Source organism: Actinomyces sp. ICM47 (assembly GCF_000278725.1).
Taxonomy (GTDB): Bacteria; Actinomycetota; Actinomycetes; order Actinomycetales; family Actinomycetaceae; genus Pauljensenia.
In genome coordinates, this window is record NZ_ALCA01000111.1 from 27,995 (window position 1) to 41,803 (window position 13,809).

The window sequence follows — 13,809 nt, forward strand, 5'->3', positions numbered from 1 at the left end:
AGTGCCTCCTTGAGCGGTATGGCGAGCCAATACTCCTATCTTAATGCGCCCGCTAGGGGCCTGCGTGCATCGGGACCCGTGCGCGAATAATTTGATCTGTAGGTGAGACGCTGGGCATCTACACTAGAAGCCATGTCTGGAGCACTAAGCACGCGTGACTTGCTGTCGCGCTGTACCACCCCTCGGGAGCTGCGTCGCCTCGAGCGGGAACAGCTGGATCAGTTGGCGGCGCAAATCCGCGCCTTTCTGATCGACAACGTGTCGCGCACGGGCGGTCACCTCGGCCCGAACCTTGGTGTCGTCGAGCTGACGATTGGCTTGCATCGCGTGTTCCGCTCCCCCCAGGACACGATCGTCTTCGACACGGGGCATCAGGCCTACGTGCATAAGCTGCTCACGGGGCGCCAGGATTTCTCCTCGCTGCGCTGCCCGGGCGGATTGTCGGGCTATCCGTCGCGCTCCGAATCCGAGCACGACGTGTTGGAGTCCTCCCATGCCTCGGCGTCGCTGGCGTGGGTGGACGGGATTTCACGCGAGAAACACCGACATGGGGAACGCACGTGGACGGTCGGTGTCATCGGTGATGGCGCGCTCACGGGTGGCTTGGCGTGGGAGGCTCTCAACAACATCGCGGCCTCGAAGCACCGTCGCATTGTCATCGTCGTCAATGACAACGGTCGCTCCTACGCTCCGACTATCGGCGGCCTCGCTGACCACTTGGACGCGCTGCGCACCTCCGCCGGCTACGAGAAGGCGCTTGCGTGGGGTAAGCAACATCTTCTCAGCCATGGGACGCCGGGGCGCGCCGCCTACGATGCATTGCACGGCCTGAAGACTGGACTCAAGGATGCTCTCTTGCCGCAGGTCATGTTCGAGGATCTGGGCCTCAAATACATCGGTCCTGTGAATGGGCACGATATCGCCGCCGTGGAGACAGCTTTGCGTCGTGCGCGGATGCTCGAAGAACCCGTTATCGTTCACGTCATCACGGAGAAGGGACGCGGTTACAAGCCCGCCGAGAAAGACATCGCTGATCGCTTCCATGCCGTTGGCCCGATTCACCCGGAGACGGGCCTGCCCGTCGCCCCTGAACGCTTTGGCTGGACCGGCGTCTTCGCGGACGAGATCTGCGCCCAGGCCGCGACGCGCACGGATATCGTCGGGATTACTGCCGCGATGATGCTGCCGGTTGGTCTGGGTCCCATGCACGAGGCCTACCCGGGTCGCGTGATCGATGTGGGCATCGCGGAGGCTGAGGCGGTCGCCTCCGCTGCAGGCATGGCCTACGAGGGTGCGCATCCCGTTGTCGCCCTGTACGCGACATTCCTGAACCGCGCTTTCGACCAGCTTCTCATGGACATTGCTTTGCACAAGGCGGGCGTCACGCTTGTCCTTGATCGAGCGGGAATTACGGGGGCGGACGGTGCATCCCACAACGGCGTCTGGGATATCGCGATGTGCTCGCTGATCCCCGGGCTGCGTCTTGCCGCACCCCGCGACGAGGACACGCTGCGCGGCCAGCTGCGTGAAGCACTCGACGTCGGCGATGCGCCCACCGTCCTGCGCTACCGCAAGGGTGCCCTGCCTGAGCCGATGCCCGCGCTGCGCAGCGTTGGGGGAGTGGATGTTCTCCTCGACGAGGCCTGCCCGTCCTCACCCGCCAAAGTACTGATCGTGGGAACCGGAGCATGCGCGCCCGACGCCATTGAGGCGGGGGGACGACTGGCCGCAGACGGCATCAGCGTCACCGTCGTGGACCCCCGCTGGCTCATCCCCATTTCGTCCGGTCTGGTGGACATGGCCGCCGACTACGACGCCGTGATCACGGTCGAGGACGGCATCGTGCACGGCGGCTTCGGCTGGGCGCTGCGCGACGCTCTCGCGGAATCTGGAATACCCGTGCGCTGCCTCGGCGTCCCCCAGGGATTCCCCGAGCACGGGGAACGTTCCCGGATGATCGCTGACTTTGGCTACGACGCGGACGGCATTGAGGCGACGGCTCGCGGCCTCGTGAGCGTGGTCGCAGCGCGCTGACGCACGTTACTCGGGCGAGCCGACCCGAATGGATCAGCGAATGGTGGGGCTTCGACGCACACGCGCCGCACACATACCCATGCGTCGAGCGGACCCCTCAGACGCCGAGTGCGTCACACACCGGGTCGAGTGTGAGATCGATCTGCCAGTCCCTGGCTCCGCGCGTCACCATACGCTCCTCGACCTCGTCACCGGATGGACGCGAAGGATCCAGGGGCGCCCACGCGAGGTAGCGTTGCACCTGCGGAGCCAGCACCACCTCGGGTGCCAGCCCCACGCTGGCCGCCACCGAGGCGACCGCACGACGAACGACTCCCAGGCGCGCAGCCGAGGCCTCGTCGATGCGAACCCATTGGCGCGGTTCCGGGATCGAGCCGGGCTGCACTGGCTTGCGCTTGGGCGGCAGCTCGTCCTCGGTCAAAGCGGCCACGGACGCGAGCGCGCGCATCCACTCATCCTCGTACTGTCGGGCGATGGGGGAGCGGAACTCGTTGATGGACATGAGGGCACGCTTGTTGCGAGGCGGATTCGACGCCGCACGTACGAGCGCCGCGTTACGTACCAGACGCCCCGGGGACATGTCGATACGACGCGCGATTGACTCACGGGTCTCCCACAGCGCCTTGAGGACACCCAGACCTCGGCGCGAACGGATCTTGCCGGCCCCGGGGAGGGAACGCCACCGATCAGGCTTCGCGGTCGGCGGCTTGACGCTGAGTGCGTGCGCGAACTCCTGCTGCGCCCACTCCCAACGCCCCATCTGATCCAAGCGCTTCGACAGGCGGTAATACAGCTCCGTGAGCAGCTCGACGTCGAGCGCCGCGTAGCGTAGCCACTCCTTGGGCAGAGGGCGCACCGACCAATCCGATGCCTGATGATCCTTCACGAGGCCCAAGCCCAACACCTGCTCAGCCACCGCCGCCAGACCGAAACGCTCCAAACCCACGAGGCGAGCGGCAATCTCCGTGTCGAACAGAGCGGACGGACGCAGACCCACCTGACGCAGATTCGGCAGATCCTGCAGACAATCGTGCAGCAGCCACACGTCCTCAACACCGGGCTGCAACACCGACAGATCCGGCAGCGCATGGGTGTCAATCAGGAACGAGCCAACGTCCTCGCGGCGGATCTGAACCAGATACGGGTCCGAACCATAACGGAACCCCTGCGCGCGCTCCACGTCCAGCGCAATCGGCGTCGAACCCTGTGCCAGCGCGCGTGCGGCCTTCTCGAGGCCTTCTCGGGTATCAATGACGGCAGGGGTCCCCCCACGTGGCTGAGCGATAAGCTCCGGGTTATCCGTATCGCCCTGCGGCAAGCCACCGCCATTGTTTACCAGCACTCAAACTCCTTCGAGGTGACGGGTAGGAACGATGCCGGCCGTCTTGCGCATGGCGTCCGCCCACCCGAATAGATGCTCCCCAAGATACTCGCTATTGGGCGTCCACGAGGCTCGGACCTCGACAAACAGGGACGAGCCTCGCAGCTCCAGTCCACCGAACGCCTCGCTCATCTCACGAGTGACCGTGCCCGTGATGTCGTGGAAACCAGCGCCCGCGCCGTCAAGACAATCGAGCATCCACCCCCACACGCCCTCCGACAACATCGGATCGACGGCCATGATGGAATCCACCTGAGTGCGCATCTGACACACGATGCGGAACGTGCCATTCCAGCCGAGCTGGCCCACAGGGTCGTGCAACACGACCATGCGGCCAGTCGACAAAGGCTGTCCAGCGCTGTCCTCATCGATCGTGCGCATCGCGAGCGCAGCTGTAAAAGGAGCCAGCCGCCGAGGCGGTGGCACCTCCTCGAGGAGGATATGCGGCAGGTGGGAGGCCTGTCGCAGGGACAGCAGGGCCCGAACAAAGTCCTCGGGCACCGCGTTCTCATTCACGATTGAAATCGTACGGGTGTCATCTTGTCTTTTGTTACAGACGCGCCGCGCGGGGCCATCTCGATAAGTAGCGGGTACGTGTTTCCTGCAACGTATCGAGATGACCCCTAGGTTTTACAGGCCGCGCGGATTGCGCAGAATGAAGGCGGTATGTGGCCTGACATGGACGGTGTCTCCCGAGCGGTAGTCTCGGTGGTCATCGTCGCCCGCCGTGTCAACAACCGTGTGCCACAGGGACCCATACTTTGCGTCGGGGAGTGTAAAGTCAACCGCTTCCGGCGCAGCGTTGATCAGCAGCAGGAAATCGTCGTCGAGGATCCGGCGTCCGTCGGCATCGGGTTCACGAATCGCATCCCCGTTGTAGAAGACCATCGTTGAGCGCGCCCACGGCTGGTTCCATTCCTCTTCCGTCATGTGCGTGCCAGCGGGTGTAAACCACTCGATCTCACCCAGCTCAGACTCGCCGCCACGCTTGGCAGGCCCTTCGAGGAAGCGGCGGCGGCGCATGACCGGGTGATCGCGGCGCAGATGGATCAGGTCGCGCGTGAACTGCAGGAGCTTGTGGTCGTGCTTGTCCAGGTTCCAGTCGATCCACGACAGCTCATTGTCCTGGCAATACGCGTTGTTGTTGCCGCGCTGGGTGCGACCTAGTTCATCGCCGTGGGCGATCATCGGTACGCCCTGGGAGAACATGAGGGTCGTCAGGAAGTTGCGCTGCTGGCGGTAGCGCAACTCAATGATGTCCTTGTCATCCGTGTTGCCCTCGGTGCCACAGTTCCACGACCGGTTATCGTTCGCGCCGTCCGCGCCGCCCTCACCGTTCGCCTCGTTGTGTTTCTCGTTGTAGGACACGAGGTCGCGCAGCGTGAAGCCGTCGTGGGCAACGACGAAGTTGATGGATGCCATCGGCTTGCGGCCCGTCGTCCCATACAGGTCCGAGGAACCCGCCAAACGGGACGCGAAGCCGGGCAACGAGGAGAATTCGCCGCGCCAGAAGTCACGCACCGTGTCGCGGTATCTCCCGTTCCACTCCGACCACAGGGGAGGGAAGCCGCCCACCTGGTAGCCGTCCGCGCCCACGTCCCAGGGCTCAGCAATCAGCTTGACCTGCGAGACGATCGGGTCCTGGTGGATAAGGTCGAAGAATGCGGAGAGTCGGTCGACCTCAGCGAACTGGCGGGCAAGCGTGGAGGCTAGATCGAAGCGGAAGCCGTCGACGTGCATCTCGGTCACCCAGTAGCGCAGGGAGTCCATGATGAGCTGGAGGACCTGAGGGGAACTCATGAGCAGGGAGTTGCCCGTTCCCGTCGTGTCGAAGTAGTGGCGGCGATCCCCATCCACGAGGCGGTAATACGACGGGTTGTCAATGCCGCGGAATGACAGCGTCGGACCCATGTGGTTGCCCTCAGCTGTGTGGTTGTAGACAACATCGAGGATGACCTCGATATTTGCGGCGTGCAGTGCTTTGACCATCGCCTTGAACTCTGAGACCTGTGCGCCGGGTTCGCGGCTGGCCGCGTAGGCGTTGTGCGGAGCGAAGTATCCGATCGTGTTGTAGCCCCAGTAGTTCGACAGCCCCTTGGCCTGGAGCGTCGTATCGTTCGTGAACTGGTGGATTGGCATGAGCTCGACCGTGGTGACGCCCAGCTTTGTCAGATGCTCAATGATCGCGGGATGTGCCATACCGGCGTAGGTGCCGCGCAGCTCTTCTGGCACGTCCGGGTGGCGCATCGTCATGCCCTTGATGTGTGCCTCGTAGATGATCGACTCCGAGTAGTCGTGACCCGGGCTGTGGTCGCCCTGCCAGTCGAAGAAGGGATTGACGACGATGGAGTGCATCGTGGCGGCGGCGGAATCCCCGCCCTTCAGGACGAGGGGATCGTCGGAACAGTAGGAGAGGAGGGAGAGGGAATCCTTCAGCTGGCCCTCAATAGCCTTAGCGTAGGGGTCGAGTAGGAGCTTGGAAGGGTCGCAGCGCAGACCGTTCATGGGATCCCATGGTCCGTCGATGCGGTAGCCGTAGCGCTGGCCAGCGCGCACCTGCGGCACGTAGACATGCCACACGTAGGCGTCCACCTCCGTCATGGGGATGCGCATTTCGTTCAGGTCGTCATCGAGCAGGCACAGCGTGACTGCGGTGGCGACCGATGAGTAGATCGCGAAGTTGGTGCCGGTTCCATCAAAGGTGGCGCCCAGCGGGTACGCCTTACCAGGTCGAGTTTCCATACGAATAAGGGTGGCATGAACACCGCACAACTGGTGATAATCCGGGCAAAAATGAGCATGTGACTTGGATTACTGTGGTTTCGTTTTGCATTCTCGCCGGAAGGTCTGTTAAGGTTTTACCCGTTGCAAGGAACGGAAACGTTCCGGAGACAACGCGGATGTGGCTCAGTTGGTAGAGCATCACCTTGCCAAGGTGAGGGTCGCGGGTTCGAGTCCCGTCATCCGCTCGGGCGATTGGCGCAGCGGGAGCGCGCTTCCCTGACACGGAAGAGGTCACTGGTTCGATCCCAGTATCGCCCACGGAAACCCCTTGGGGTTATCGGGCATTAGCCCAGCCGCACAAGCGGTTCACGCGGATGTGGCTCAGTTGGTAGAGCATCACCTTGCCAAGGTGAGGGTCGCGGGTTCGAGTCCCGTCATCCGCTCTCAATCGGGAATCCACACGATCCCATTGGGCGTGGTGGGTTGGCCGAGAGGCGAGGCAGCGGCCTGCAAAGCCGTATACACGGGTTCGAATCCCGTACCCACCTCGGGCGATTGGCGCAGGGGTAGCGCGCTTCCTTCACACGGAAGAGGTCACTGGTTCGATCCCAGTATCGCCCACCATATTAGCCGGACCATAGGGTCCGGTTTTTTCGTATTTTCCCTCATGCTGCGTGATGTTGCGGGGTTATCGGGTTATAGGACACTACGTGTTGCTGGAGTGTTGACTTTTCGTTGTGCTGGTGCGGGAAAGTCGGTGTTTTAGTTGGTTGGGACCAACTATGAGGATGGACAAATCGTGTTGCTAGCAGGGTGACTTTTCGGCTTTGTCGCGCGGGAAAGTCGCTGTTGTAGGTGGTCGTGTTTGCCTAGTTCCTGTGAATGCTGCATCGCGGGCCTGTGTGTGGGTGCCCCATGATCCGTCATGGATTGGCCGTGTGCGACAGCGACCTGGGTTCCAACGCGTCCCGCATGTGAACCCGCTGTTTCGCACGTGGGCCGTCTGTTCCGCACGTTAACCCGCTGTTCCGTACGTGGGCGGGGTTGCCCAGACTCGGAATAGCGGGTCCACGTGAGGATGAGACAGCCCAGACTCGGAATAGTAGGCCCACGTGCGGACGAGAAGGGCATACCAAGGCGCGCAAGGTACGAACCCAGCAACACGACATGTCCTATAAGCCGAAGGATGGACACATCGTGTTGCTGGGGTGGTGACTTGTCGGCTGTGTTGCGCGGGAAAGTCGCTGTTGTGGGTGGTCGTGTTTGCCGTGTTCCCGGATTTGCCCAAATCGCAGACCACCTCACCCAGAACAGCCCATTTTTGCCGTTTTTCGGCGAGGTGGTCTGCACTTTGGGCGGCATGCTCCTTATGAGTGCCGCGCGTGCTGGTGATGCGTCGATTCGATGCTTCTCATGCCACCACGACCCCCAAATCACCCAGACACCGGGTACCACAGGGCACGAGATCGCAGCTCCAGTGCCCAACGGTGGCCAGGTCCAAAGCTGATACCCCGTGGCCACAGCGCAAACAACGAGTGGAGCACCAGACCGTGCGCGGACCCGACATCTAGCGATGCAACACGGCAACACCACGTGTCCAATAGCCCCAAACCTTGGAATTGCAACAACGTTATTTCAAGGATCTCTCAGGTGGGTTCGACCAGCACATGCGTTCGTTAACCCATCTGCTGGCGGCTGGGTGGCCACGCCTAGGTTTCCCGGGTGTGTTTAGCACTGTATGGGGTGATGAATACCACTCGTAGTTGTGCGGGTGTTCTGGCTGTCCAACTTGGGTGCATGTGGCGAGCTTGAAGGGGGACTGGCTGACTGGTGTTTCTGCTGCACAATGGGCGAATATGACATGCGGCGCACTCGTGTGGGCCATCTTGTTTGATGGGTTGGTAAGGGCGTTTATTCCGGATAATCATCATCTGTGAGCGACTGAAAGGCTAAAATCCTATCAGTCGGTTAGTACAGTCAAATAGGTGTGCCCGGTCGTTGATCATTCGTGCTGGTCGCGCGTCGGCACCCGCCGTTTCGACACGCCCGAACTTTCAAAATTGACACTAGCAATATAAATGGCGTAAATACACGGATAAAACGCCTTACGAATCCTAATTTTGGGGGTTGTGGGACGGTGTTTGAACCGTATCTTGACCTAATTACAGGGTAATGGCCTACACTGACGGGGTGTGAAGCGACATCGTCGCGCATCCCGTTGACAGGAGTTTTCTATGGTTGCGTTGAAGCACCGTCACTTTGGTGCCCTTCTTGCCATATGTGCACTGGTATTGAGTTTCTTTGGCGTCACACAAATCGTCTCCGCGTCGGTCCCTGCACATGCCGACGCGCCGGCCTGTCCAGCACCGGTGATGAATGTGAGCGACAAGGTTACCTTGGACTGGGACAACGCCCAGCTTGTTGATCACGCGGGGCACGAGGTCCACGCCGTGGGAGACTGGTGGGATCTGGGAGTGAAACTTCCTTGGCAGACCGAGGGACGCGTGAAGGCCGGTGACTATTTCACCTACAACGCGAATGTCGTCAATCAGGCGACGGGCGAGACCGTTCTGCGCCCGAATGTTGCGCGTGCCTTTACGGTGTACTCCCACGACAACGTCGCCGTCGGCTGCGGAACCTGGGCCACTGATGGGACGGTGACCGTCATCTTTAACGACAAGGTCGAATCCGCTGCGCAGTGGTACGGCACGGTCACGACGTATGGCCTGGCCAGCTATTCCGGCCCCGGGGGCGAGACCTACGTCGTCGAGATCGGTGGAAAGGCTACGCGTCATCTCGAGATGACGCGCCGTACCCCCGGTGAAGCCCGCTACCAGAAGGACGGCTGGATTAACCTGTCCGATTCTGAGGACGGCGATGAGAACAAAGCCATCATGTGGCGCGTCGTGCTGCCTGCGGGTGACACGGCTGTGACGGGTGCATCCATTGTCGACGAGGCACCCGCCGACTCCAGCTGGAGCTTTGACTGCGACACGGTCAACGAGTACACGAAGACTCACACCTACCTCGTGACCGACCCGACCACCTCTGAGGGCCTGCGCCGTGACAAGGACACGTCCAATGGCGCATTCGGTGCGGCTGCTCAGATCCAGTGCACGCCCACCAAGGTGACGGTCGCGCTCGGCGAGATCCCCGCCAATCAGTCGGCGATCATCCTGCTGCCGGCCCGCGTTGAGGGGGCTAAGCGAGCCAGTGATGTCGTTGGCGAGTTTTCCAACACCGTGACCTACAACGTTCCCGGCGAGAGGGTCGACCCGATTACGAAGGTGCTGCGCTACGGTGCGGTCGCAGACGCCAACGCTCACCAGACGTTCTCGGTGACGAAGAAGGTTGAGGGTGACCTGCCGGAAGCTGCGAAGGACCTCGACTATACGCTGGAGATCACGCTGAAGAACACCGCTGACCCCACGGTGGACAAGACCTTCAAGGCGACCATCAAGGCTGGCGAAACCTACACCTACCCTGCGCCACTGCCGCCGGGCACCGAGGTGACCGTGTCCGAGGGGGATCTGCCCGAGGCTGCCGAGATCACCTGGAATGATGCGGAGAGTCGTGTGTTTGAGACCGCCGATGGCGTCACGCTGGCAGCTGACAACCGAGAGGCGAGTTTCACACTGAGTGATGACCACATCTTCGCGCTCACCCTGACGAATACGCTGGCCCCCACGCCGTCGCCGACACCTTCGGAGACGCCCTCCACCCCGGCCCCGACCCCTTCGATGACGCCCTCCGCCCCGGCCCCGACTCCTTCGGTAACACCGTCGCCGACGCCGAACCTGGCGTCGACGGGTACCGACGCCGCTGGGCTGGGCGTGTTGGCGGGAATCGTCGCGTTCGCGGGTCTGTCGTTCGTGGCAGCCAAGCGTCGCCACCGCTGAGTCTTGCGCGGCACGCGCACAACTGACGTGGGTGGGAGGAGTAATGTTCCTCCCACCCACTCGTGTCGGCGTCTTCAGTACCCGTCAGCGCTTAGCGTGCTGCCAGGTAGACGCGCGCTTCCCAGGGGGCCATGGACGAGGCCGGGGCCGGGTTCAGTGTTTCTTGCTCGGTGTCGGAGCAGGAATCCGCTGTGTTTCCCAGGTACAGGTTCCAGCGCGAAGAAGGGAAGGCCTCGTCGATGAGAGCGCCTGACGGGACGATTGCGCGTCCCGAGAGATTCACGGCAACGAGAACAGCGGACCCCTCGCAGGAGCGCTGATAGACGAACAGGGCAGGATCGCCAGCGTCGATACGTTCGAAGGAGCCGACCGTCAGTGCCGGCACTCGGTGGCGTGCCTCGATGAGCGCGCGGTAGTACGCGTAAACGGAGGAGGGATCCTCCAGCTGTGCCTCGACGTTGATATGCGAGGCCGAGGCAGGCACGTCGATCCAAGGCGTTCCACTCGTGAACCCGGCGTTAGGGGAGGAATCCCATTGCATCGGGGTGCGTCCGTTGTCGCGCGAGATAGCCGCCAGACCGGCGGGCACATCATCGCCGGTATGGGCGCGCAGGTAGTTCAGGGATTCGACGTCACGGAAATCGGTTGGTCGGGTGAACTGCCCGCCGAGCATGCCGATCTCTTGGCCCTGGTAGATGAAGGGTGTACCACGCTGCAGGAAATACGCGGTTGCCAGGGCGGTCGCAGACTCGAACCAGGCGTTCTGGGGATCCCCGAAGCGCGCCACCGCCCGCGGCTGGTCGTGATTTTCCAGGTACAGGGCGTTCCAGCCACGCTCGCCCAGGGTCTCCTGCCAGCGAGTCAGTACGTCGGCCAACTCGCCGTCAGCCAGGGGACGTGGGGAAAACTTCCCGTTCTCCTGACCGAGGTTCACGTGCTCGAATTGGATGAGCATATTGAACTCGCGCCTGGCCGGATCACAGAACAGGAGGGCAGACTCGGGGGAGGCATTGGAAGCCTCGCCGACTGTGAACGTGCCGGGGTGGAGCGCGAACGTGCGCTCGTGCATCTCCTGGAGGAACTCGTGCAGGCGAGGGCCATCAGCGAAGCACTCGTGACCGACACCGAAGGGAGCACGGGCGGGGCCTCCATCGGGCAGGCCCGGGCGCTTGGAGATAACGTCGATTGCGTCGACACGGAAGCCGTCGACACCGCGATCAAGCCACCAGTTCATCATGTCGTAGACCGCGTCGCGCACCTGCGGGTTTTCCCAGTTCAGATCCGGCTGCTCGCGGGCGAACAAGTGGAGGTAGTACTGGCCCGAGGTTGGGTCGTACTCCCAGGCAGAACCACCGAAGAAAGACTCCCAGTTCGTCGGCTCTGCGCCTGGCGTGCCCGGTTCGAGGCCCGGGCGCGGATCACGCCAGTAGTACCAGTCGCGGCGCGCAGACTCGCGCCCCGACGCCGATTCAACGAACCACGGGTGCTCAATCGACGTGTGGTTGACTACCAGATCCATCACCACGCGCATACCCAGCTCGTGGGCGCGCGCAACGAGGGTGTCAAAGGCTGCCAGGTCGCCAAACAGTGGGTCAATGTCGCGGTAGTCGGAGATGTCGTAGCCGTTGTCGGCCTGCGGCGAGCGATAGATGGGGGAGATCCAGATGATGTCGACCCCGAGGCGCGCCAGGTACTCGAGGCGACGGTAGATACCGTCGAGGTCTCCAATCCCGTCGCCGTTCGTGTCCTGGAAAGAGCGGGGGTACACCTGGTAGAGGACCGCGTTCTTCCACCACGGGTCGGCATCAACACGAGCGGCGGGCAGAAGATCAGAGCGCAGGAACATGGGATCCTGAGGAGGCAGTAGGCGTCGTGAAGGCGACGAATGGATGTATCTGCGTACTCGCTACGGCTTCCGATGTCGTCTGGTGAGAGGAACCCTCCGAGACAACAACTTCGGAAAAGAAGTAGTCCTTCAGCAGATAGCCGCACACCAGCGTAATGACGAAGACGCCAGCGATAATCGCAGCGATCATCATCTTTCTCGTAGTGTCACCCGAAGAATCATCCATCGGTGCCATGGCGGGCCGAGGCTGCCTGGGCATGGGCGCGCCGTAGTGTTGCTGGCCGCCCTGCTGGTACCCGCGCTGCTGTGGGCCTGCTTGCTGATAGCCGCCCTGCTGGGGTCGTGCCTGTTGGTATCCGCCCTGCTGGTATCCGCCCTGTTGGTATCCGCCCTGCTGGTAGCTACCTTGCTGAGGCTGTGCCTGCTGGTATCCGCCCTGCTGGTAGCCGCCTTGCTGAGGCTGTGCCTGCTGGTATCCGCCCTGCTGGTAGCCGCCTTGCTGCTGGTATCCGCCCATCGGCTGGCGCGGATACGGCTGGCGATTGTTGGGCGGGAATTGGGCACTCATGATGGACTTTCGGGTAGGTGAGTCAAGTCTCAGGGATCGTTCTGTATCCTACCAGGCGCTAGGCTGGTGGCATGACGATTGACTACCTGACTCGGCCACGTCCGCTCTCTCCCCGCCAGGACATCCTTCCTGTGATCATCGGAGGGGACTTCGGCGTATACGGAATTGGCCGCTGTTTCAATGAAGCCTTCGGGTGCCGCTGCATCTGTGTGGGGTCCCAGCCGACCGAATCGATCACACGGTCACACTTTTTCGATGTCCGCCACGTGAGCGCACACGCCACCGACGCCCAGCTCCTCGACACGCTCATGATGATCGCGGGGGAGTTCCCCGACAAGAAACTCATCCTCATGGCGAACCATGACATCTTCTCCGCGTTCGTGGCCCGCAACATGGACAAGCTTTCGCGCCACTACGCGCTGCCCTTCCCGAACCTGGAGGTCATGGAGAGGCTCACTGACAAGGCAGAGTTCGCGCGCGCCTGCGAGCGCGCCGGCATCGACACGCCCGGTACGGTCGAGGTGGACTTCTCCAACGCCACGGACGAGGCCTGGGCGGCCCCGGAGATCCCCTTTACGTTCCCCGTGGTGGCCAAGGCCGCTAACGGCGAACCCTACGACGTCCTCGAGTTTGAGGGAAAGCGCAAGATCTGGTTCATCGACACGCCTGAGGAACTGACTCAGCTCTGGAAGACTCTGAAGGATGCGGGCTTCCGCGACACGTTCCTCGTCCAGGAACTGATCCCCGGGGACAACACCGCGATGCGTTCGATCACCGCCTACGTGGATTCGCGCGGTGAAGTCACGCTCATCGGCTCGGCCCGCGTGCTCCTCGAAGACCACGCTCCGACTATGATCGGTAACCCTGTCGCCATGATCACTGAGAACTTCCCTACGCTGTGGAAGGACGCCTGCACGCTCCTCACCGAGAACGGCTACCGTGGGTTCGCGAACTTCGATGTCAAGATCGACCCGCGCGATGGACGCGCCGTTTTCTTCGAGGTTAACCCCCGTATTGGCCGTAACAACTGGTACATGGCCGCCGCCGGTGCCAACCCCATGATCCCGATGGTTGCTGACCTCATCGACGGCCAGGCCTGCGAGCAGACGCAGGCCAAGGACGAGATCCTCTACACGCTGGTTCCCGACTCGCTGCTCCTGCGCTACATCATCGACACCGATCTGCGTGCGCGCGTCAAGCGCATCATCCGCGAGGGACGCCGCTTCGACCTGCTCCTGAACCCCACTGAGACGGACCCGCGCCGTAACTTGACCGTGTGGCTTCAGAAGCAAAACCACCGCCGCAAGTTCGCGCGCTACTACCCGAAGCCCACCGAAACCTCGTACTGAGGCGGTCA

General features: G+C 62.3%; 8 protein-coding genes and 5 tRNA genes. 8 read left to right on the top strand and 5 right to left on the bottom strand.

From position 1 onward, the window contains the following. The first annotated feature begins 132 nt into the window (after positions 1–132). Entirely contained in the window at positions 133–2,034 is a 1,902-nt protein-coding gene (dxs, locus tag HMPREF1136_RS08100) for a 1-deoxy-D-xylulose-5-phosphate synthase (protein WP_009648850.1), read from the top strand. A gap of 97 nt (positions 2,035–2,131) precedes the next feature. On the opposite strand, the gene HMPREF1136_RS08105 is transcribed toward dxs, so the two are convergent. The 3 genes from HMPREF1136_RS08105 to glgX all read right to left on the bottom strand — a co-directional run bounded on the left by HMPREF1136_RS08105 (position 2,132) and on the right by glgX (position 6,157). Then, a complete protein-coding gene (locus HMPREF1136_RS08105) occupies positions 2,132–3,376 on the bottom strand; it encodes an HRDC domain-containing protein (protein ID WP_009648853.1) in 1,245 nt (414 codons plus the stop codon). After that, entirely contained in the window at positions 3,377–3,916 is a 540-nt protein-coding gene (locus HMPREF1136_RS08110) for a DUF3000 family protein (protein WP_009648858.1), read from the bottom strand. It lies immediately after the preceding gene. A gap of 129 nt (positions 3,917–4,045) precedes the next feature. Beyond that, positions 4,046–6,157: a glycogen debranching protein GlgX gene (gene glgX / locus HMPREF1136_RS08115; protein WP_009648842.1), complete on the bottom strand. Its 2,112-nt coding sequence runs from the start codon at positions 6,155–6,157 to the stop codon at positions 4,046–4,048. A 154-nt stretch (positions 6,158–6,311) separates the two neighbouring features. Here glgX and HMPREF1136_RS08120 point away from each other — a divergent pair. From HMPREF1136_RS08120 to HMPREF1136_RS08145, 6 genes are all read left to right on the top strand, one after another. Next, positions 6,312–6,384: transfer RNA gene (locus HMPREF1136_RS08120), tRNA-Gly, on the top strand. Position 6,385: 1 nt separating this feature from the next. Continuing rightward, positions 6,386–6,457, top strand: a tRNA-Val gene (locus HMPREF1136_RS08125). A gap of 52 nt (positions 6,458–6,509) precedes the next feature. After that, positions 6,510–6,582: transfer RNA gene (locus HMPREF1136_RS08130), tRNA-Gly, on the top strand. Positions 6,583–6,616: 34 nt separating this feature from the next. Then, positions 6,617–6,687: transfer RNA gene (locus HMPREF1136_RS08135), tRNA-Cys, on the top strand. 1 nt (position 6,688) lies between these two features. Further along, positions 6,689–6,763 (top strand) — tRNA-Val (locus tag HMPREF1136_RS08140). Positions 6,764–8,373: 1,610 nt separating this feature from the next. Beyond that, complete coding sequence (locus tag HMPREF1136_RS08145) at positions 8,374–10,038, top strand: DUF5979 domain-containing protein (RefSeq protein ID WP_034505476.1); 1,665 nt, start codon at positions 8,374–8,376, stop codon at positions 10,036–10,038. Positions 10,039–10,129: 91 nt separating this feature from the next. On the opposite strand, the gene HMPREF1136_RS08150 is transcribed toward HMPREF1136_RS08145, so the two are convergent. Together HMPREF1136_RS08150 and HMPREF1136_RS11065 are read right to left on the bottom strand one after the other, a co-directional pair. Further along, positions 10,130–11,884, bottom strand: a complete 1,755-nt coding sequence (locus HMPREF1136_RS08150; protein ID WP_009648880.1) for an alpha-glucosidase — start codon at positions 11,882–11,884, stop codon at positions 10,130–10,132. After that, positions 11,868–12,452, bottom strand: a complete 585-nt coding sequence (locus tag HMPREF1136_RS11065; RefSeq protein WP_198002828.1) for a hypothetical protein — start codon at positions 12,450–12,452, stop codon at positions 11,868–11,870. Before HMPREF1136_RS11065 ends, HMPREF1136_RS08150 begins: the two co-directional genes overlap by 17 nt. A gap of 71 nt (positions 12,453–12,523) precedes the next feature. Between HMPREF1136_RS11065 and HMPREF1136_RS08165 the strand changes: the two genes are divergently transcribed. Beyond that, entirely contained in the window at positions 12,524–13,801 is a 1,278-nt protein-coding gene (locus tag HMPREF1136_RS08165) for a carboxylate--amine ligase (protein WP_009648856.1), read from the top strand. Positions 13,802–13,809 lie beyond the last annotated feature (8 nt).

What these genes read in the sequence shown, in the direction of transcription:
- dxs (WP_009648850.1), top strand. Translation starts at nt 133, where the DNA reads ATGTCTGGAGCACTAAGCACGCGTGACTTGCTGTCGCGCTGTACCACC.
- HMPREF1136_RS11065 (WP_198002828.1), bottom strand. Translation starts at nt 12,452, where the DNA reads ATGAGTGCCCAATTCCCGCCCAACAATCGCCAGCCGTATCCGCGCCAG.
- HMPREF1136_RS08165 (WP_009648856.1), top strand. Translation starts at nt 12,524, where the DNA reads ATGACGATTGACTACCTGACTCGGCCACGTCCGCTCTCTCCCCGCCAG.
- HMPREF1136_RS08150 (WP_009648880.1), bottom strand. Translation starts at nt 11,884, where the DNA reads ATGTTCCTGCGCTCTGATCTTCTGCCCGCCGCTCGTGTTGATGCCGAC.
- HMPREF1136_RS08145 (WP_034505476.1), top strand. Translation starts at nt 8,374, where the DNA reads ATGGTTGCGTTGAAGCACCGTCACTTTGGTGCCCTTCTTGCCATATGT.
- glgX (WP_009648842.1), bottom strand. Translation starts at nt 6,157, where the DNA reads ATGGAAACTCGACCTGGTAAGGCGTACCCGCTGGGCGCCACCTTTGAT.